Origin of the sequence: Kordia sp., assembly GCF_050633145.1 — a bacterium.
GTDB lineage: Bacteria > Bacteroidota > Bacteroidia > Flavobacteriales > Flavobacteriaceae > Kordia.
Window position 1 is genome coordinate 80,956 of the sequence record NZ_JBOEFY010000003.1, and the last position, 19,815, is coordinate 100,770.

Annotated in this window: 20 protein-coding genes; 17 read left to right on the forward strand and 3 right to left on the reverse strand. The window is 34.4% G+C overall.

The window, feature by feature from the left end; translation table 11 throughout:
- Positions 1-95 precede the first annotated feature (95 nt).
- The 4 genes from tilS (at position 96) to ACRBBL_RS01955 (ending at position 6,346) form a co-directional block, all read left to right on the forward strand.
- The gene (tilS, locus tag ACRBBL_RS01940; RefSeq protein ID WP_431367350.1) at positions 96-1,415 is read left to right on the forward strand and encodes a tRNA lysidine(34) synthetase TilS; all 1,320 of its coding nucleotides are present in this window, start codon (positions 96-98) and stop codon (positions 1,413-1,415) included.
- 80 nt (positions 1,416-1,495) lie between these two features.
- Positions 1,496-3,919, forward strand: a complete 2,424-nt coding sequence (locus ACRBBL_RS01945) for a protein-disulfide reductase DsbD domain-containing protein (protein ID WP_431367351.1) — start codon at positions 1,496-1,498, stop codon at positions 3,917-3,919.
- A gap of 18 nt (positions 3,920-3,937) precedes the next feature.
- Complete coding sequence (locus ACRBBL_RS01950; RefSeq protein ID WP_431367352.1) at positions 3,938-4,501, forward strand: thioredoxin family protein; 564 nt, start codon at positions 3,938-3,940, stop codon at positions 4,499-4,501.
- Positions 4,502-4,513: 12 nt separating this feature from the next.
- The gene (locus ACRBBL_RS01955; protein ID WP_431367353.1) at positions 4,514-6,346 is read left to right on the forward strand and encodes a DUF885 domain-containing protein; all 1,833 of its coding nucleotides are present in this window, start codon (positions 4,514-4,516) and stop codon (positions 6,344-6,346) included.
- Between the two features lie 428 nt (positions 6,347-6,774).
- Here the strand turns inward: ACRBBL_RS01955 and ACRBBL_RS01960 are convergent, their stop codons facing one another.
- The 3 genes from ACRBBL_RS01960 to ACRBBL_RS01970 form a co-directional block, all read right to left on the reverse strand.
- Positions 6,775-7,794 carry a T9SS type A sorting domain-containing protein gene (locus ACRBBL_RS01960; protein ID WP_431367354.1) on the reverse strand — a complete coding sequence of 340 codons (1,020 nt, stop codon included), beginning with the start codon at positions 7,792-7,794 and terminating at the stop codon, positions 6,775-6,777.
- A gap of 158 nt (positions 7,795-7,952) precedes the next feature.
- Positions 7,953-8,519, reverse strand: coding sequence for a phage tail protein (locus tag ACRBBL_RS01965; RefSeq protein ID WP_431367355.1), 567 nt, complete (start codon positions 8,517-8,519; stop codon positions 7,953-7,955).
- A gap of 52 nt (positions 8,520-8,571) precedes the next feature.
- Entirely contained in the window at positions 8,572-9,138 is a 567-nt protein-coding gene (locus tag ACRBBL_RS01970) for a phage tail protein (RefSeq protein WP_431367356.1), read from the reverse strand.
- A gap of 234 nt (positions 9,139-9,372) precedes the next feature.
- Here ACRBBL_RS01970 and ACRBBL_RS01975 point away from each other — a divergent pair, with 234 nt between their 5' ends.
- The 13 genes from ACRBBL_RS01975 (at position 9,373) to vgrG (ending at position 19,808) form a co-directional block, all read left to right on the forward strand.
- A complete protein-coding gene (locus ACRBBL_RS01975) occupies positions 9,373-9,729 on the forward strand; it encodes a hypothetical protein (protein ID WP_431367357.1) in 357 nt (118 codons plus the stop codon).
- A gap of 3 nt (positions 9,730-9,732) precedes the next feature.
- The gene (locus ACRBBL_RS01980) at positions 9,733-10,377 is read left to right on the forward strand and encodes a hypothetical protein (RefSeq protein ID WP_431367358.1); all 645 of its coding nucleotides are present in this window, start codon (positions 9,733-9,735) and stop codon (positions 10,375-10,377) included.
- 5 nt (positions 10,378-10,382) lie between these two features.
- Positions 10,383-11,177: a sensor histidine kinase gene (locus ACRBBL_RS01985; protein ID WP_431367359.1), complete on the forward strand. Its 795-nt coding sequence runs from the start codon at positions 10,383-10,385 to the stop codon at positions 11,175-11,177.
- 11 nt (positions 11,178-11,188) lie between these two features.
- Entirely contained in the window at positions 11,189-11,869 is a 681-nt protein-coding gene (locus tag ACRBBL_RS01990) for a response regulator (protein WP_431367360.1), read from the forward strand.
- Between the two features lie 264 nt (positions 11,870-12,133).
- A complete protein-coding gene (gene tmk / locus ACRBBL_RS01995; RefSeq protein WP_431367361.1) occupies positions 12,134-12,763 on the forward strand; it encodes a dTMP kinase in 630 nt (209 codons plus the stop codon).
- Between the two features lie 249 nt (positions 12,764-13,012).
- Positions 13,013-13,579, forward strand: coding sequence for a DUF4255 domain-containing protein (locus ACRBBL_RS02000; RefSeq protein ID WP_431367362.1), 567 nt, complete (start codon positions 13,013-13,015; stop codon positions 13,577-13,579).
- Positions 13,572-14,126, forward strand: a complete 555-nt coding sequence (locus tag ACRBBL_RS02005) for a hypothetical protein (RefSeq protein WP_431367363.1) — start codon at positions 13,572-13,574, stop codon at positions 14,124-14,126. Before ACRBBL_RS02000 ends, ACRBBL_RS02005 begins: the two co-directional genes overlap by 8 nt.
- 105 nt (positions 14,127-14,231) lie before the next feature.
- Positions 14,232-16,199, forward strand: coding sequence for a phage tail sheath family protein (locus tag ACRBBL_RS02010; protein WP_431367364.1), 1,968 nt, complete (start codon positions 14,232-14,234; stop codon positions 16,197-16,199).
- 43 nt (positions 16,200-16,242) lie between these two features.
- The gene (locus ACRBBL_RS02015; protein WP_431367365.1) at positions 16,243-16,674 is read left to right on the forward strand and encodes a phage tail protein; all 432 of its coding nucleotides are present in this window, start codon (positions 16,243-16,245) and stop codon (positions 16,672-16,674) included.
- Positions 16,675-16,682: 8 nt separating this feature from the next.
- Complete coding sequence (locus tag ACRBBL_RS02020) at positions 16,683-17,156, forward strand: phage tail protein (RefSeq protein ID WP_431367366.1); 474 nt, start codon at positions 16,683-16,685, stop codon at positions 17,154-17,156.
- Positions 17,156-17,311, forward strand: coding sequence for a hypothetical protein (locus tag ACRBBL_RS02025; RefSeq protein WP_431367367.1), 156 nt, complete (start codon positions 17,156-17,158; stop codon positions 17,309-17,311). Before ACRBBL_RS02020 ends, ACRBBL_RS02025 begins: the two co-directional genes overlap by 1 nt.
- A gap of 2 nt (positions 17,312-17,313) precedes the next feature.
- A complete protein-coding gene (locus ACRBBL_RS02030) occupies positions 17,314-18,069 on the forward strand; it encodes a CIS tube protein (protein ID WP_431367368.1) in 756 nt (251 codons plus the stop codon).
- Complete coding sequence (vgrG, locus tag ACRBBL_RS02035) at positions 18,066-19,808, forward strand: type VI secretion system tip protein VgrG (protein ID WP_431367369.1); 1,743 nt, start codon at positions 18,066-18,068, stop codon at positions 19,806-19,808. The genes ACRBBL_RS02030 and vgrG overlap by 4 nt, the downstream gene beginning before the upstream one ends.
- Positions 19,809-19,815: the final 7 nt, after the last annotated feature.

Sequence of the window (19,815 nt, forward strand, 5' to 3'; positions counted from 1 at the left end):
ACATTTTTAGGTCGTTTTTATTGTTAATTCGGCTATTTAATTATCTTTGGGAACAGTAAGTATAATAAGGGTTGTACTCTGTTTAATCTATTCGTTTGCTAGGAAATATAGAAAAACATATTGCGGAGCATTTGCCATTTTTGAAGCACTCAAAAGTACTGATTGCTATTAGTGGAGGATTGGACAGTGTTGTATTAGCTAAACTGTTTCATTCGTTAGCATATTCGATTGGATTTGCGCACTGTAATTTTCAATTGCGTGGAGAAGAAAGTGATGAAGATGAAACTTTTGTAAACAACTTGGCAACCAAATTGAATGTAGAAGTATTTACAAAGAAATTTGACACAGAAAAATACGCAAACAAACAGAAACTATCCATTCAAATGGCAGCAAGAGACTTGCGTTACGAATGGTTTCAGGAAATTGCAACTACATTTCAATACGATTATATCTTAACAGCGCACCACAAAGATGATGCGTTGGAAACGTTCTTAATCAATCTATCACGTGGAACAGGAATTGAAGGTTTGACTGGAATTCCTGAACGAAACGGAATTATTGTTCGCCCATTATTACCTTTTACTAGAGATGAAATTTACGCTTTCGCGGGAACAAACAAACTGCAATGGCGAGAAGATAGTAGCAATGCTTCTACAAAGTACGTTCGCAATAAAATAAGACATGATATTGCACCGTTGTTAAAAGAATTGCATCCAACGTTTATGGACAATTTTGAACGCACGCAAGTCCATTTACGCGAAAGCAAAGACATTATTCATCAAAGCATTCAAAAACTTCGTGAAGAACTTGTAGAAACTGTTGCAAACAATCAATACAGAATTGAAATTGCAGCATTACAAAAACTAGCAAATCCGAAAGCGTATGCATACGAATTGCTCAAAGAATTTGGATTCAATGCTTGGAATGATATTTCAGACTTACTAACAGGACAAACGGGAAAACAATTGTTTTCAACAAATTACCGATTGATTAAAGACAGAGCGCATTTGTTAATTCAAAAGCGTACAAAAAAAGAAACTGCTTCCGAAGTAATTATAATTAACGATTCGGAATTGACAATAAAAACACCCATTCGATTGCAAATCGAAGAAGTAACAAGCGTAACTGATACAGGAAAAAACATCTTATATGTTGAAAAAGAGATGTTAAAGTTTCCTTTAACTGTAAGAAAATGGCAAAATGGAGACTATTTTTATCCATTTGGTATGAAAGGAAAGAAGAAGTTAAGCAAATACTTCAAAGATGAAAAGTACTCGTTGATTGATAAAGAAAATCAATGGTTGCTTTGCAACGAAAACGATATTGTATGGATTATCGGAAAACGTTCTGACAATCGATACAAATTAACTAAACCAACTAAAACTATTATTAAGCTAACAATTGCAATGAAATGAGTCATGAAAATAGGTTATAACTAACTAATACTAGATTGACAAATTTCATCTGACAATTGAAAAACAAGAATTATTACCAGATGAAAAAATTAATTACGCTCTTACTTTTATGTGTGTCCAGTTTTGCGGTACATGCACAAATAAACGATCCGGTTCAGTGGACTTCTGAGATTGAAAAAATTTCAGACACAGAATTTAATCTTATTTACAAAGCAGAAATTCAGACAAAATGGCGATTGTACTCTCAGTATTTAGGGGAAGGTAGCGGATATCCAACGGCATTTACATACGATTCTGTTCAACAAGCCAATAGCTTTAAATTGGTAGGAAAGAGTAAAGAAAGCAAAGGAATAACCAAATTTGATAAGGTTTTTCAAGCGGAACTTACTTATTTTATTGGAACAGCAACATTTACTCAAAAAGTAAAAATTACAGATCCAAATCTGACTTCTATTACTTCTGATGTACGATACCAAAGCTGTGATGATGAAAAGTGTGTGCTTGGAGATGAAATATTTACATTCAAAATTCCAGGCAGAAAAGCAACAACAGAAACTCCAGGCGATAAACAAGAAGCTGATGCAACGACTACAACTGGAAGTGCTTATCAAAACGAGCAGCCAAAGGTATTTGATCCTGTACAGTGGTCTAGTGTAATATATAAATTGCCAAATGATGAATATGAGCTTGTCATGAAAGCTACGGTTGAAGACAAATGGCACTTATATTCACAAAAAAGTTATGGAGATGATGGACCATTTCCAACCGAATTCACTTTTTTGGAAGAAGGAAAAAAATACTCAACTGTTGGAAAAGTAGAAGAATCAGAAACGAAAGAAGTATTTGATAAAGTATTCAATAAAAAAATATCTTTTTACGAAGGTAAAGCTACGTTTACACAAAAAATAAAAGTAACAGATACTGTTTTAAAAAATCTAAAAGCAGAAGTACTCTTTATGGTGTGTGACGATGAAAAATGTCTACCACCAACAGTAAAAGAGATAAGTTTTGACCTAACAAAAGCAAAAAAAGATAAACTGAATAGAAGTTTATGGTCAACATTTTTTATAGCATTTATATTAGGATTTGGAGTACTATTGACGCCATGTGTATTTCCAATGATTCCAATGACGGTAAGTTTCTTTACCAAACAAAGTAAAAACAGAGCAGCAGGAATCAAAAATGCATTACTGTACGGTTTATTCATCATTGTAATTTACACAGGATTAGGAACAGCAATGTCTGCATTATTTGGATCAAACTTTATGTATGATTTATCTACAGGAGTTACCTTTAACCTAATCATGTTTTTCGTATTGCTCATTTTTGCCTTTTCATTCATGGGAGCATTCGAAATTATGCTACCAAATTCATGGATGAACAAAGTAGATCAGCAATCGAATCGTGGAGGAATCATAGGAATCTTCTTCATGGCATTAGCATTGGCAGTAGTATCATTTTCATGTACATTTCCAATTGCAGGAACAGCATTGTTAGAAGCCGCAACAATTGGTGGAATAACACCTATTATAAGTATGCTTGGATTCTCAACAGCCATTGCAATTCCGTTTGCACTATTTGCTGTATTCCCAGGTTGGTTAAATTCGTTACCAAAATCTGGAGGTTGGTTAAACACGGTAAAAGTTGTTTTAGGATTCTTAGAATTGGCATTTGCATTCAAGTTCTTATCAATGGTAGATATTGTATTAGGTACACATTTCCTTGATAGAGAAGTATTCTTAGCAATTTGGATTGCTATCTTTGGAACACTAGCAATGTATTTATTTGGAAAAATTCAATTGCCGCATGATAGCCCATTGCAAAAAATATCAGTAGGAAGAGCTTCGTTAGGAATGCTTGTATTAGCATTTACATTATATATGTTACCAGGTTTATGGGGAGCGCCATTAAAAATAATCAGTGGTTTTCCACCGCCAATGATCGGATATAGTGAATCACCGTACGGAGTTGGTTACAAAAAGCAAGTACAAGCAAGTGTAAATTATTCGGATGCAAAACACCAAGAGCAACCAAAAATTGAACATGAAGTATCACATGAAGGACCACACGGAATTATTGCATTCTTAGATTATGAAAAAGGACTAGAATATGCTAAGAAAGTTAATAAGCCTGTTATGATTGACTTTACGGGAATAACCTGTGTCAATTGTCGTAAAATGGAAGAACAAGTGTGGACAGAAGGAAACATTCTTAGCATGATAAAAAATGATGTAGTTTTAATTTCTTTATATGCAGATGATAGAACTGAGCTCCCTAAAGAAGAACAGTATGAATCAAAAGCGACTGGAAACAGAATTAGAACCATAGGAGATAAGTGGAAGGAATTTCAACAAGTACGCTATAACACAAATGCTCAACCATTATATATCGTTCAAGATGTCAATGGAAAGGATTTAACAGAACCTGTAGCATATACGCCAGATCCTGTAGCATATGAAAAATGGTTAAAAGACGGAATTGACAAGTTCGACAAAAATAAATAAATCAATCCCAAAGATGATATGAAGAAAATCCTGAAGAGTATATTAGTTTTAGTGAGTGTAGCTGCTTTTACATCGTGTGGAAGTGTCAAACAAGTAACGCTAGAAGAATATATGAAAGCAGGATTTTCTCATGAAGGACCACATGGTATCATTGCATTTTTAGACTATGAAAAAGGATTGGAATATGCTAAACAAGTCAACAAACCTGTTATGCTTGATTTTACAGGACTAACCTGTGTTAATTGCCGTAAAATGGAAGAACAAGTGTGGACAGAAGGTAATATTCTCAACATGATAAAAAATGACGTGGTATTAATTTCTTTGTATGTTGACAACAGAAGAAATCTTCCAGCAGAAGAACAATATGTATCAACAGCAACAGGAGAAAATATTCGTACAATAGGAGATAAGTGGATAGAATTTCAACAAGTACGCTACAATGCAAACTCACAACCGTTATATGCAATACTAGATATAAATGGAAAAGATTTAACCATACCTATTAGATACACGCCAAACCCTGTGGAATATGAAAAATGGCTACAAAGTGGTATTGATGCATTCAAAAAAGAAAATAATTAACTCGAAAATTATATGAATAAAATCACGAAAAGTATATTGATATTAGTTGCCTTTGCAGCTTTTACAGCTTGTGAAAGTGAAAAAAAGGAAGTAGTAAAAACATATACAGAAGCGGAAGTTACTGAGCAATCGAAACGTTTAAATAATTGGTTTCAAGAACAATTTAAGCAAGACTTAAAAGATTCTCCAGAAATGCAAACACGTATTGGAGACAAAACTGATTATGGCAAATGGGACGATATTTCACCTGAAGCAGAAGAAAAACGATTGCAAGTAGCCAAAGATCGTGTAAAATGGCTGAATGAGAATATTGATGTTGCCGCTTTAGACGAATCTACAGCATTGAGTTTTAAGTTGTACAAGCAACAAATGGACAATCAAATAAACGATCATACCTACAGATTGTACAACTATCCATTGAATCAAATGCATGGAATGCAAGCAGAGATTCCTGCATTCTTAATCAATATGCATCAAATCAAAGACAAAGGAGATGCCAAAGCATATATTTCACGTTTAGTAGCTATGAATCATCTTTTTACGCAACTAGAAGGAAGCTTAAAAGATCGTGAAAAAGCAGGTATCATGCCACCAAAATTTGTGTTTGACCATGTAATTAGTGATTGTGAAAACATCATCAAGGGAAAACCGTTTGACAACAGTAATAAAAACAGTACACTTTGGAATGATTTCACCTCAAAAATAGCTGGTTTAGCATTAGAAGATGAAGATCGTAAAAAGCTAGAAACATTGGCTAAAGACGCAATGTTAAACTCAGTACGTCCTGCGTACGGTTCTTTAATTCTATTATTAGAAGAGCAGCGAAAACGTGCTACCGATGAAGATGGAGTTTGGAAGTTCCCTAATGGAGAAGACTTTTACAATATTGCATTAAAAAGAACGACGACAACTAACATGACCGCAGATGAAATTCACGAACTAGGATTGCAAGAAGTAGATCGTATTCATAGTGAAATGAAAAAAATCAAGAATCAGGTTGGTTTCAAAGGAAACTTAGATGAATTCTTTGTCTTCATGAAAAATGACAAACAGTTCTACTATCCAGCAACGACAGAAGGTCGTAAGGCGTATATGGACAAAGCTACGGACATGATAAACACAATGAAATCACGTTTAAATCAACTATTCATTACAAAACCAAAAGCAGACATTCAGGTAAAAGCAGTAGAGGCATTCCGTGAAAAATCGGCAGGAAAAGCATTCTATCAGCAACCAGCATTAGACGGTTCACGACCAGGAACGTACTATGCCAATATGTATACAATGGAAGCTATGCCAAGTTATCAAATGGAAGCATTGGCGTATCACGAAGGAATTCCAGGACATCACATGCAAATTGCCATTGCACAAGAACTAGAAAATGTACCAATGTTTCGAAAATTTGGTCGTTACACAGCCTATGTAGAAGGTTGGGGATTATATTCAGAGTTCATTCCAAAAGAAATGGGCTTCTATAGCGATCCGTATTCAGACTTTGGACGTTTGGCAATGGAATTATGGCGCGCATGTAGATTGGTTGTTGACACAGGAATTCACGCACGTAAATGGACACGTCAAGAAGGAATCAACTACTATACTTCAAACACGCCAAATGCGGAATCTGATGCTGTTAAAATGGTAGAGCGACACATTGTAATGCCTAGCCAAGCAACTGCATACAAAGTTGGAATGAACAAAATCATTGACCTCAGAAAAAACGCGAAAGAAAAGTTAGCAGAGAAGTTCGATATTCGCGAATTTCACGAAGTTGTACTTAGTAATGGAGCTGTACCATTAAATGTATTAAGCGATTTAGTAGACAATTGGATTGCAAGTAAAAAATAAATTCAATCTCATATAAAACATAAAAAACGAGTGCTGTAATGGTGCTCGTTTTTTTAGTGATACTCAATTTTAAATTAAAAACTTCCCAACACCCAACACCCAACATCTAATGTCTTTCCTCCACACTTTCGTGGGATTGTACACGTTTCAAATAAAAGTCAGTAATCAGAAATCAAAATAGCTAAAAGAAAAGCCATTCTCTTTGTTTTCGTAGGGTTTGAAGCAACTCAGTATTATTAAATGAAAGCAACTTGTATTTGAAAAGTTAAAAGAAAGAGAGTTAGATATAAAAAATTGCATCCTCATGACGGAATACATAGTTGTCAAGTACTTGCATTTTTCACTAATATGACTATATGTATAAGTCAAGACATAAAAAAAGCGGATACAAGTGTATCCGCTTTTAAATTTTATATAGAAATCAAGAATTACTTGATAATTAATTTCTTAGTTGTAGAAGCATCATTAGAAGATAACTTCATTAAATAAATTCCTGTAGTCAATTTTAAACTTAAATCAACATTACTAGTTACTCCATTCATCTCCTTAGAAGAAATTGTACGTCCGCTAAGATCAGTAATAGTAACATTCTGTAATGCTATACCTGAGTTACGGATTGTAATATTTCCATTAGATGGATTTGGATACACAGCAAATGAATTACTTAAAAACTCATCGTTAGATAAAGTCATTAAATTTAATTCATTAGGCATATTTGCAACAGCAGTAGTATGAGATGCGTCCAATATCTGTACTTGAAGGTAATTACTTGTATTTTGAAATGCAGCTTTTGCAGCGTTTATAGCTTCTGCTGTAGTAGCAAATCCAGAAAAATCATAAGTACCATTGTATATAACATTATCATACTCATTGTCATCACCAGTATTTTCACCTAATGCTAAACCACCTGTAGGACTAGTCAAAGTAGATGGTAATGAAGTCTCATTACTATCAGCAGGATCTCCAGCAAAAAGTGTAGATGCAGAACTTAGTATGTATAAAAAAGTTGGATTATTTCCAGCATTAGTACCTCCAGCAGGATTAGTAGAATCTTGGAACGCTACAATTTGATCTCCTCCAGTCGATAATAAAAAGTTTCCTGTTATTCTAGCATCGGTGTACGTTGCAAAATCAGCACCTCCGCCAGCATATTTTACAATATCTCCAGCATCTAAACCTCCAGCAGGAGCAGTGTATTTTCTAGCACCTTCTGTACAAGCAGGAGCTCTAAAATGATCTGTTGTGCTACTTACACCACAATCTGTAAAGAAAATTCCAGTTCCAGCTGCAATATCTACAAAAGTTACAAACGCAAAACTATCTGGATCATCTCCTTGCAATTGTATAACAACAATATCTCCAGCAGCAAGTGTTGTCTGTGCAAATGCACTAGTAGTTAATAAAAAGATTGGTAATGCAACCAATATAGAAAGTAATTTTGTTTTCATAATGTCAATGTTTAGAATTAGAGTTTTAGCAAAAGTACTAAAATTTAGTTAAGTGTTATTAGTACTAAGGGATTATAATAGTAAATTTAAGTAAAATACTTCTAAAGAAAATAGTTACATTTTACATTAGAAGTATTTATGTTTATGTTAGAATTTTTTTAACTTCTAGATGGGAAAGTACCTTGCATTGCAATAATATAATTAATTCCTAAAAATGGATTTCTTATATTAAATGCTTGGTTGTTTCCAGTTGCTCCAGTATTTCCAGTAATACCAACTGTACTTCCTTTCATTACTACATTAGGAGTTTCAGTGTTATATATTTTAACATCACCTGCACTGGCAGTAGCTAAAGCTAAACTTGCTCCAGAAGGATCATCAGTAGTACCATCATCTTCACTAGCCATCATAGAACCTTTCATAGTTCCTGCATTGTGAAAGTGATTAGGTAATTCTAGAAGAGTAAGTGTTTTAGTTTCAATACCACCTCTTTGACCTAGTTTAATGTCAGAAAGTCCTGGTCCACGACCAGCATGAATAGGAGATCTACTTCTTAAATCTGGCAAAGCAAATGAAGTTCTTCCGTCTCCACCATAGGTAGTACCTAAAAGCGAGAACAAGGCTTGATTTGCATTTATTGGCAATAATTGCCCGTCGCATAATGCCCAACCTCTTGGAGCAAAATTACCGCCGAACATTACTATTTGCGCTAAAAATGGATTCATAATATATTTTTTTAATGTTAATTAATTCGATTTTTTTAAAAACTAAAATATATTAGCTTCTTGATGGATATGTTCCAAATAGCGCTATAATATAATTAATACCTTCAAAAGGATTTCTTATGTAAAAAGATTGGTTTCCTCCTGTAGCTAGTGTATTTCCAGTAACACTAACAGTATCCGCTTTCATTGCTACATTAGGAGTTTCAGTATTATATATTTTAACATCACCAGCACTGGCAGTAGCTAAAGCTAAACCTGCTGCAGAAGGATCGTCAGTAGTACCATCATCCTCACTAGCTGTAAGACTACCTTTTAATGTAGCACCACTGTGTGAGTGATTTGGCATTTCTAATACATTTAATGTATGGTACTCAGCACCACCTCTTTGTCCTAACTTAATAGTAGAAAGTCCTGGTCCTGTTCCTGGATGAATAGCACTTCTACCACGTAAATCAGGTAAGGCAAATGTAGTTCTACCATCTCCACCGTATGTAGTTCCTAAAATAGAAAACAACGCCGAGTTTGACGAGATAGCTAATAATTGTCCGTTGCAAAAAGCCCAACTTCTTGGAGCAAAGTTTCCTCCGAACATAACAATTTCTCCGATAAATGGATCCATAATAATATAGTTTATAAGGTTAAAAGAATAAAGATAGTATTTTTATTGTTAAATACTAATATTCAAAAATATAGGCAATTTGTTAAACATTTAATGGTCAAACCACTTAAAATTAAAAACAGGTAGAAGTACGTAATTATGGATATAAAATAATTTTTTAAGTAAGAATTGTAGAAAATAGAATCATATATTTTACTATTTTTAAGCCATACTAACTACAAAATTTAAATAATTATGAATTCAAATTTCGGAGAACAAAAAAAAGGAATCGTTTACCCACCTAATGCAATTCCTTTAGCAACAGCTGCAGATTGGACAAAGGAATGGCGTAACAGAACAACACTTCAAGATATTAATGGTTTCTGGATACCCATGATAGATGTTAATGAAGCTCGTGAAGAATTGGGCGTAGAAAACATGAGAGGCTATCTAGGTATTGATGGAGATGGCGAACACCACTTGCTTCTTGTGGGAGTAAACGCAAAAGGAAATGATATGATTGATGAAGCAGCAGGTCAGTTTGTATATGATTACACGTTACCTTGCCCACAACAATGCGGTAATGGAAATGTACTAAATGGAGGGAAATAGTACATGTCGTTATTAGAAATCTTTTCACATAGTTCTACTGTTTTACTAATTGTCAATAGTATTCTATATTCAAAATATCTTAAAGCCAAAGATGCAGCATATAAATACTTTGCTGTATACTTAATCTTAATGGCAATAAATCAAACATTAGTAACTATTTATTTTGAATTAGAAATTGATAATACATTTCTTGCAAATACATATATGATTCTTCAATTTATAATGTTGAGTTTGTTTTATTTTGAAATTTTTAAACAGCAGGAACGAAGAAAAGGTATCCTAATAGCACTATTTACATTATTAATAATATTAGGAGTCCAATACATACGGACTCCTGATTTATTTTTAAATTACAATACCTTCGGAATCTTAGCAACATCTTCAGTACTTATATTTTATTCAATTGTGTATTTCTTTTATCATATTGGAGATAAGGAACTTAAGTTGTATTTAGTGAATAGTGGAATATTGATTTATCTCTTAGGAACTATATTATTATTTTCAATTGCTAAAGTTGGATTAAAACTAGCTAGAGAGATAGAAGTAGCACTTTGGATATTAAATGCTTTTATATATCTTGTATTCCAAGTGATCATTACTACGCAATGGTTTGTTGATCGAAAAAGAAAGAAAAATATAAAAAATTAGTTGTAATGGATTCACTTTTTATTGAAGATATTGGAGTCATTACAGTCGTAATTTTTGGTGTCGTTCTCTTGTTAGTAATGGGATTAACATTGATCTTGTTTTTCTATTTATCTCGAAAAAAAATCATTCAAAAAGAACTCGAAAAGAAAACACTAGAGCTTAATCACCAAAAAGAAATGCTCAAAGCCACGATTGTAGCGCAAGAAGCCGAACGCAATCGTATTGCTCAAGATTTACATGATGCTATTAGCGCCAAGCTAAATGTAGTTTCGCTAAGCGCGAATTTTCTATTAGAAGAAGAAAATGTCTCAGCACAAGAAACAGACGAAATCATCAATCACATGTTGAAAGTGACCAATAAAACGATTGAAAGTTCTCGGAAAATAGCACACAATTTATTACCGCCAATTCTAGAAAAATTTGGATTGGGAGCAGCTTTAGAGGAATTATGCGATGAATTTAGTAATAGTAAAAAAGTCCGTGTCTCCTCAAAAATTGAATATAAAACAGGAAGACTTTCAAAAGATAATGAATTGCATGTATTCAGAATTGTACAGGAACTCATGAACAATTCCATGCGTCATGGAAAAGCAAAAGAAATTGAATTAAATTTTAATCCTAAAGAAGAAGCTCTATTTTTATACTATAAAGATGATGGATTAGGTTTTGACACGGAAAAAATTGGCATTCAAAAAGGATTAGGGTTGCGAAATATAGAAAGTAGAGTATCTTTACTACAAGGGAAAATAGGCTATCATAGCGAAAAACAAAAAGGAGTAGTAGTACAAATTACCATATAAAATACAACATCATGGATACACCAATTATAAAAATAGCCATCGCAGACGATGAAGCATTGTTTAGAGCAGGAATGTCATTCATACTAACGCGCATAAAAAACTTTGAAATTATATTTGAAGCCGAAAATGGTGCCGACTTAATTGAAAAGCTAAAAGTAGCAGCAGAAAAGCCAGATGTAATATTGATGGATTTAAAAATGCCGCATCTTAATGGTGTTGAAAGCACAAAAATTCTACAAAAAGAATATCCAGAAATCAAAGTCATTGCAGTAACGAGTTACGATGGCAAATCATTCATTACAAACATGATTGATGTTGGAGCTTCTTCTTATTTACTCAAAAACACATCACCAAAAGTTGTAGTGCATACTATAAATGAAGTGTATGACAAAGGTTTTTACTATGATGAACGCGTGCTGAAAATCATTCACGAAAATCTATTATCTGCCAAAAGCAAACGTATTAAAAGCGATTTAGATAACAATCTACTCACAAAACGCGAAAAAGAAATTTTAGAACTCATCTGCAATCAATATACGACTAATGAAATAGCAGACAAACTCTTTATAAGTCCACGTACGGTGGAAGGACATAGAAATAACCTATTACTCAAAACAGAATCTAAAAACGTGGCAGGTTTAGTTATTTACGGAATCCAAAAAAAGTTGATAGAGTTATCACCTGATTTTTAAGCCTTCTTAATTGACAATTTTATGACGTATTCGTTACGATGAATTATACACTCTATAATTTTATGGAAACATGTCATTACAAATCATAAAAACTGAGCTTAGAAATTAAATTCTAGGCTTTTTAATTATCCAGAATATTATCTTTACTTTTGAAGCCTAAATCAACTATTCGTGACAAACTCACGAGGCGTTTTTAGGAAATAAATAAAAACATTTCGACACTAGCGTTGGAATATTCAAATCTTGATTATCGAGTCATAATATATGAAAAACAATATATTCATTGCCATAGAAGGTATTGATGGAAGCGGAAAAAGTACACAAGCTAAAAATATTGCCAAACGGTTAGAAGCTAACGGACACAAAGTCTATCTCACATTTGAACCAACAGACATGCGTATTGGTAAAATGATACGTTCAATTCTTGGAGGAAAAGAAAAAGCAGATGAAAAAGTAATCGCAGCTTTATTTGTTGCTGATAGATTGGATCATTTACTGCATGAAACCGAAGGAATTCTCAAAAAACTAGAAGAAGGTTATACTGTTATCACCGACCGTTACTACTTTTCTTCTTATGCATATCACGGAGCACACATGGATATGGATTGGGTCATTCAATCTAACAAAATGGCAGCAGAAATTTTAAAACCTACAGTAAACATATTTGTAGATGTTTCTCCTGAAGTTGCTATGAAACGAATCAATGCCAATCGTGAAACAATAGAAATCTATGAAACGCTAGACAATCTCAAAGCTGTGCAATCTCAATACACACGTGCGTTTGAAAAACTCAAAAAAGAAGAACATATTGTTTCAGTAAATGGAGATGAAACTCCCGAAAAAGTTACAGAAGCACTTTGGGAAGTCATTCAAAACGAAATAAAAAATTCTTAAAAAACACTTACAATACAATCATAATAAAATCTCTTCAATCGAAGGGATTTTTTTATGCTAAATAATTAGTTGGTAGTGTGTAAGTTTTTGATTTTGTAGTGGTTGAAAAGTAAAAACCGTGTTTTTCCTATAAATAAAAGTTTTTTCTCCTTAATATAAAAAGTGTTTTTCCTGTGTCAAATTAGCGAATTAACTCTACTAAATCGTCATTACTATGAATAGATTTGTTTCGTAATCAATTAGGGGAACATGATTAATAAATTCGTAGATAAACTAAACGCAGACGGACTCGTTACTTACATCAATACGTTGCAAGGAATTACGGTAAAGTTAGGAGCGCAAAATGTTGGCGACATTCAATCTGACGAAAATAATATTGAAAGCGACAATCTATTAATAACGATTGTACGCATTGAAGAAGAAAGTACATTAAAAAACTTTCCAAACCAAAGATTGGTGGAAAACGGAGGAGCGTTTAAACTAGACAAACGCTTTCCAAAAATTCATCTCAACTATTACTTACTGTTTTCTTGCACATTACAATATGACAAAGCTGTGGCGGTCATATACAAAGCCATCAAATTCTTTCAACACCAAAAGAAATTTGCCTTTACGGCAGATGAAGACGATATAGAACTCAATATGGAACTATGTTCACCAAGTTTTGAGCAACTCAATAATATTTGGGGAATGTTAGGAGGAAAACAAATACCTAGTGTACTCTACAAAGCAAGAGTATCTGCACTCGAAAGAGACATTGAAAAACTAAGCGCAGTAATCACAACGATTGGAGGAGAATTAAAGCACAATGAGTAGATTCAGTTACATATACGCACCATTAACCACGGTGAAATTAAACCATGAAAACGAGTTGGAGGCACAGAACCATGTAAAAATCTACCCGAGTAAAGCTTCTGAACTGCTCATTCAAAAATACAAACTTGTGGTAAAAAAGATTCCTGATGGTTTTGTGCTTCTTTATAAAAGACAAGAAGAATATGAGGCGCAAACGGTAGAAGAAACTTTTATGATTGGTGAAGATGAAGTTACTGATGACCGAATTGTAGGCTATACATCAACGATGCCAAATCCTACCTATTCAAATTGGTTGCCCGAAGTAATTGATTTTGATTTGGAATTCTACGCTATTGCGAATCAAAACTATAAAAACGATACCGACTGGAACAATCTGGCATTAAACGATTTTGTTGTATACAGTGCTACAGATTTAGAAGGAACAATCACAGAAGACAGTACCGTAAATGAACGAATACAACCAGATGCAATACTGCAACTCAACATAAAAGAAATAAACATAACAACACCAGTTTCAATAACATTTGAAATAGATCTTAACGCATAATTAATGGCGACGAATACAAACTGTATGACAAAACTTAACATACAGGAATAAGGAAAAAATAAGAAGATAAAATAAATACTAACAAAACTTTAAATCATAAATATTATGCCTAGTACATTAAAAACACCAGGAGTTTACGTAGAGGAAATTGTGAAATTTCCACCTTCCGTAGCACAAGTTGAAACGGCGATACCTGCATTTATTGGGTATACTGAAAAAGCAACAAATAAGCTTGCGGGTGATCTAAACAACATTCCTACACGAATTACATCACTGTTAGAATACGAACGTTTTTTCGGTGGAGCAAAAGCAGAAACAACAATCAGTGTAACGGTAACGGAAGATGCAGACGGCAATAAATCTATTGCAGTAACGCAGCCTGCGTCAAAACAACCTTTTATAATGTACTATTCAATGCAATTATACTTTGCAAATGGAGGTGGACCGTGTTACATTGTTTCAGTAGGACGTTATGGAAGTGATTTGGCAGATGCCGAAACAGCCGTAACTACCATTGCAGATGCAGTAGCATTAAAAGCAGGATTAGATGAAGTAGCAAAAGTTGATGAACCAACATTACTCGTATTTCCAGATGCTACAAGAGCAGATGGTATCGATGCGCCAACGTTTTACGGACTCTACAATGATGCATTAACTCAATGTAACAAACTACAAGACAGATTTACAATCATTGATACATTAAGTTATGATGGTTCTACTTCTGTAGATCCAAACATAGCAGCATTGCGAAATGGAATAAACTTAGGAAAAGATTTTGTTAAGTACGGAGCTTCATATTATCCACACTTAGAAACAATTTTAAACTATACAATTAGTGAAACAGGAATTTCAGTAGTTCATTCTGGTGGAACTTCTCCTGCGCCAATTGCACTAGCAAAAGCAAATACTGCTAAAGATGCATTAGAAGGATATACTACAGATGGTGTATTAGCTGACTTAGAAACGACTATGGAAGCAGCAATCACAGCAATTGGAGGTGCTTCAGACGATGCAGGAGCACTCGCATTGGTACCTGATGCAATCAATTCGATTGATGCTATTGTTGCACATTTAGGAGATGTAATTACTGAATCAGAAAGTTTAGTAGATGCAGGAAGAGATGCCGCAGATGCAACTACAGATGCAACATTAAAAGGAAATGTAACTACAGCTGTTAATGCATTAGATACGGTGATCACATCACATGTACGTAGTGGAATTGTAGGTTTAGAAACAAACAAAGACAGTTTTAACGCTGCCGCAGATAAAGCAGAAGCAGATGCTGCAGGTGTAAGCGCAAATGCAAATGTAGATGCGCTTGACATTGCAACAGAAATCGATGCAAAAATTGGAGCAATCATCACAGCAATTGATGCTATTGTTACCGCAGGCGGAAGCGCAGGAATCTTAAATGGAAAAACGTTAGAAGAGGTAGAAACACTTGACAACTCTACATATAACAAAATCAAAACAGAAATTAACAACTTACCAATGGAATTGCCGCCAAGTGCAGCAGTTGCAGGAGTATATGCAAGAGTAGATAGCACAAGAGGAGTTTGGAAAGCGCCAGCAAATGTTGGACTAAGCTATGTGGTAAAACCAACAGTTCGTATTACAAACGATATTCAAGATGGTTTAAATGTAGACACAGTAGCAGGAAAATCAGTCAATGCTATTCGTTCTTTCACAGGAAAAGGAATTTTAGTTTGGGGAGCAAGAACAATGGCAGGAAACGATAACGAATGGCGTTATGTTTCAGTAAGACGCTTCTTCAACATGGTAGAAGAATCTGTGAAAAAAGCGAGCGATCAATTTGTATTTGAATCGAATGATGCCAACACTTGGGTTCGTATCCGATCAATGATAGAAAATTTCTTAACCAATCAATGGAAAGCAGGAGCATTAGCAGGAGCTACTACAGACGATGCATACTATGTAAAAGTTGGACTCAATCAAACCATGACTGCAGACGATATTTTAAATGGTATCATGAATGTAGAAATTGGAATGGCAGTAGTACGACCAGCAGAATTCATCGTATTGAAGTTCTCTCACAAAATGCAAGAATCATAATTGATCATAAAAAGAAAAATTAAATCATTAAAAACATAAAACTATGTCATATCCATTACCAAAGTTTCACTTCCAAGTAGAATGGGGAGGAACTAAAATCGGTTTTCAAGAAGTAACAGGACTCGATATTGAACATGAAATGTTAGAATACCGAGAAGGATCAAGTCCAGAATATAGCAAACTTAACATGCCAGGAATGGTAAAATACACAGACATTGTACTCAAAAGAGGTGTATTTAAAGGCGATAACGAATTTTATGAGTGGATGAAAACAAATCAACTCAACAAAGCAGAACGTCGCGATATTACCATCAGTTTATTAGATGAAGAACACGCGCCTGTAGTCGTTTGGAAAGTATTAAATGCTTGGGCGAAAAAAATTCAATCTACTGACCTAAAAGGAGAATCGAACGAAGTCGCAATAGAAACATTGACTTTAGCACATGAACGTATAGAAATTAGCAACGAAGGATAATCCAAACTATGGCACTTTTTGACAGTTTTAAATATCCAGTTTCTGGTTTTCACTTTGTAGTGTATTTCAATGGACTTTTACCTAATCCTATTGACATAAGTTTTCAGTCAGTATCAGGTTTAAGTGTTACTGTTGAAACAGAAAGTTATGCAGAAGGTGGAGAAAATAGATTTGTTCATGAAATACCAAAAGGATTAAAATTCAGCACGCTTACGCTAAAAAGAGGACTCAAAAGTGTACCGTCATCAATAGCAAAATGGTGTGAAGATGCGTATGAAAAATTCGAATTCAAACGCTTAAATCTAATCATTGTATTGCTTAGCGAAAATCACATTCCTATCAAAACATGGAATGTTGTCGGAGCCTATCCAATCAAATATGAATTGGGAGAATTCAATGCAGAAACGCAAAGTGTACTTATAGAAACCTTAGAGTTGAAGTACGATTATTTTAAACTTTTATCAGTAGGAGATCTAATATAATGGGAATCGAAATAAAAAATTTGCGAATCAAAGTAAATGTCAATGCTCAAAAAGAGGAAGAAATGTCATTGGTAAAAGAAGAACGTGCCAATTGGACGCCTCATGAGATCATGACAGTCGTTTCAAAAATGATCACTAACAAAAAAGAACGTTAACCATGTCTATACTTGGAGAATTAGAAAAATTGCTCATTTATAAGCTCGATGACAAGGGGAATACAGTAGGTGAAGCAATCGAAGCGAAGATCAATCCTGAAGGCTACAAAGAAACATTTTCTGTTGAGTACAATCAAGATCAGGAAGCAAATTCAAGTGGTAAAAAGCCAAAATTCGTCAAAGTAAAACCAGGCGATTTCACCTTTAAGCTACTATTTGATGCCACAGGAATTTTTGACATTGTAGGACTAAATTTTGCCGACACCATAAGCAGTATTGCGGATGACATTGCAGGATTCAATCCGTTTCAAGACGATGAAGCAAGTGAAAAAAATATCGTTGAAGAAATAGATAAAATCAAAGAATTAGTTACGTATCAAGGTGAAATGCACATGCCGTACGAGCTAGAAATAGCATGGGGATCATTAAATCTAAAATGTTTCCTTATAAAACTAGATATCGATTACAAACTATTCAATACAAAAGGATATCCAATTCGTGCAGTAGCAACGCTTACCTGTAAAGACAGTACAGCAGACAAATTACGAGAAGCAGCAGTAAACAAACAATCTCCCGATTTAACACACATAAGACGTGTAAAAGAAGGCGATACGTTACCGCTAATGACTTATAGAATTTATGGCGATTCCAAATATTATTTAGAAGTAGCAAGAGCAAACAACCTGCTCAATTTTAGAAATCTAGAACCAGGAACCGAATTATTTTTTCCACCATTAAATAAAACGCAAAGCGCATGAGTTTAGTCGGAGACATATCGACAGATGAACAAAACTTAGTCACCTATACTGTACTTATTGGAGATGCAGAGGAAGAAGTAAGTGCAACGTATGGTGTAAAAACCATCACGGTAGAACGTACTTGCAACCGAATTCCAACAGCGACTCTAGTCATTGTAGATGGAGACAGCGTAACGCAAGAATTTGAAGCAAGTAATGACGTGTCATTTGCGCCAGGTGAAAAAATACATATCAAAGGAGGCTATGATTTCTCAGATAAAACGCTTTTCAAAGGAATCATCACAAAACATGCAATCAAATCAACAAACAAAACCAACTATTTGATTATCGAGTGCAAAGATGAAGCATTCAAAATGACGCAAGCACGTAAAAATAAAATCTTCTATGAAGCTACAGAAAGTGATGTAGTAGGCGATATCATCAGTGAAAATGGACTTAGCGGTTCTATGACTTCGACCTCACATACGCATCACGAAATAGTACAATACCAAGCAACAGACTGGGATTTTATTCAGTGCAGAGCACAAATCAATAACATGTTGTGTTTTACCGAAAATGGTGAAATTAAAATTGAAGCACCAACACTTAGTGGAAGTGTATTTACAGCAACATTTGGAGACAATGTATTCTCATTTGAAGCAGAAATAGATGCTCGAAATCAGTACGATGCTTTTGAAGCATCTGCATGGAACTATTCCAATCAAGAATTGGTAACTAAAACGGCAAGTAACAGTGGTTTAAACACTGCTGGAAATCTAGATTCTGGACAACTTGCAGAAGCTGCAGGTGCAAACAGTATCATGCTGACACATACAGGAGACATTCCAGACGAAATATTAACGTCTTGGGCAGAATCTAAAAGTATGTATCAACAACTTGCAAAAATCTCTGGGACGGTAAAAGTACAAGGTACCGAATTAATATTGCCAGGAACGATGATTACGCTTGCAGGAATGAGCGACCGTTTTAACGGAGATGTATTTGTATGCGGCGTTCACAACACAATTACAGATGGAAATTGGGTCACTACGGTAGAATTTGGCTTAAACCCAGAATGGTTTGCAGAAACCTATGAAGTAAGTCAATTACCTGCATCAGGAATGTTACCAGCTATAAGCGGATTGCAAATAGGCGTAGTTTCTGCCTTAGAAGGCGATCCAAAAGAAGAACACAGAATACAAGTAAAATTACCAATCATAAGTGCAGATGAAGAAGGTGTTTGGGCACGTGTATTAACCATGCACGCTGGAGAAGAATTTGGTGTGCACTTTTTACCAGAAATTGGAAATGAAGTCTTAGTTGGTTTCTTAAATGATGATCCAAATCAAGCCATTGTACTCGGCTCATTATTCAGTAATACCAATGTATCTCCAGTAGAATACTCAGATGACAATTTTGAAAAAGTCATCATGACAAAAAGTGAAATAAAAATCACAATGAACGATGAATTAAAAAGCATCACACTTGAAACACCTGGAGAAAAAGTAATAACGATAGACGATGATGAAGGAGTTATTACAATGAAAGACGAAAACAACAATATAGTCACTTTAGATCCTGATGGCATTACTATGGAATCTGGAAAAGATATCATCATGAAAGCTACAGGAGATATAAAAATGGAAGGAATTAATATAGAAGCAGTCGCTTCCGCTGAAATAAAATTAGAAGGCGCATCGGCTACTTTAGAAGGTTCTGCCACAACAACAATTAAAGGTGGAATCGTACAAATAAACTAAAAAAACA

Coding starts and splice junctions, on each gene's coding strand:
- ACRBBL_RS01975 (WP_431367357.1), top strand. CDS start 9,373: ATGAATTCAAATTTCGGAGAACAAAAAAAAGGAATCGTTTACCCACCT.
- ACRBBL_RS02005 (WP_431367363.1), top strand. CDS start 13,572: ATGAGTAGATTCAGTTACATATACGCACCATTAACCACGGTGAAATTA.
- ACRBBL_RS02020 (WP_431367366.1), top strand. CDS start 16,683: ATGGCACTTTTTGACAGTTTTAAATATCCAGTTTCTGGTTTTCACTTT.
- ACRBBL_RS02000 (WP_431367362.1), top strand. CDS start 13,013: ATGATTAATAAATTCGTAGATAAACTAAACGCAGACGGACTCGTTACT.
- ACRBBL_RS01980 (WP_431367358.1), top strand. CDS start 9,733: ATGTCGTTATTAGAAATCTTTTCACATAGTTCTACTGTTTTACTAATT.
- ACRBBL_RS01990 (WP_431367360.1), top strand. CDS start 11,189: ATGGATACACCAATTATAAAAATAGCCATCGCAGACGATGAAGCATTG.
- ACRBBL_RS01985 (WP_431367359.1), top strand. CDS start 10,383: ATGGATTCACTTTTTATTGAAGATATTGGAGTCATTACAGTCGTAATT.
- ACRBBL_RS02010 (WP_431367364.1), top strand. CDS start 14,232: ATGCCTAGTACATTAAAAACACCAGGAGTTTACGTAGAGGAAATTGTG.
- ACRBBL_RS02025 (WP_431367367.1), top strand. CDS start 17,156: ATGGGAATCGAAATAAAAAATTTGCGAATCAAAGTAAATGTCAATGCT.
- ACRBBL_RS01965 (WP_431367355.1), bottom strand. CDS start 8,519: ATGAATCCATTTTTAGCGCAAATAGTAATGTTCGGCGGTAATTTTGCT.
- ACRBBL_RS01955 (WP_431367353.1), top strand. CDS start 4,514: ATGAATAAAATCACGAAAAGTATATTGATATTAGTTGCCTTTGCAGCT.
- ACRBBL_RS01945 (WP_431367351.1), top strand. CDS start 1,496: ATGAAAAAATTAATTACGCTCTTACTTTTATGTGTGTCCAGTTTTGCG.
- vgrG (WP_431367369.1), top strand. CDS start 18,066: ATGAGTTTAGTCGGAGACATATCGACAGATGAACAAAACTTAGTCACC.
- ACRBBL_RS01960 (WP_431367354.1), bottom strand. CDS start 7,794: ATGAAAACAAAATTACTTTCTATATTGGTTGCATTACCAATCTTTTTA.
- ACRBBL_RS01950 (WP_431367352.1), top strand. CDS start 3,938: ATGAAGAAAATCCTGAAGAGTATATTAGTTTTAGTGAGTGTAGCTGCT.
- ACRBBL_RS02015 (WP_431367365.1), top strand. CDS start 16,243: ATGTCATATCCATTACCAAAGTTTCACTTCCAAGTAGAATGGGGAGGA.
- ACRBBL_RS01970 (WP_431367356.1), bottom strand. CDS start 9,138: ATGGATCCATTTATCGGAGAAATTGTTATGTTCGGAGGAAACTTTGCT.
- ACRBBL_RS02030 (WP_431367368.1), top strand. CDS start 17,314: ATGTCTATACTTGGAGAATTAGAAAAATTGCTCATTTATAAGCTCGAT.
- tmk (WP_431367361.1), top strand. CDS start 12,134: ATGAAAAACAATATATTCATTGCCATAGAAGGTATTGATGGAAGCGGA.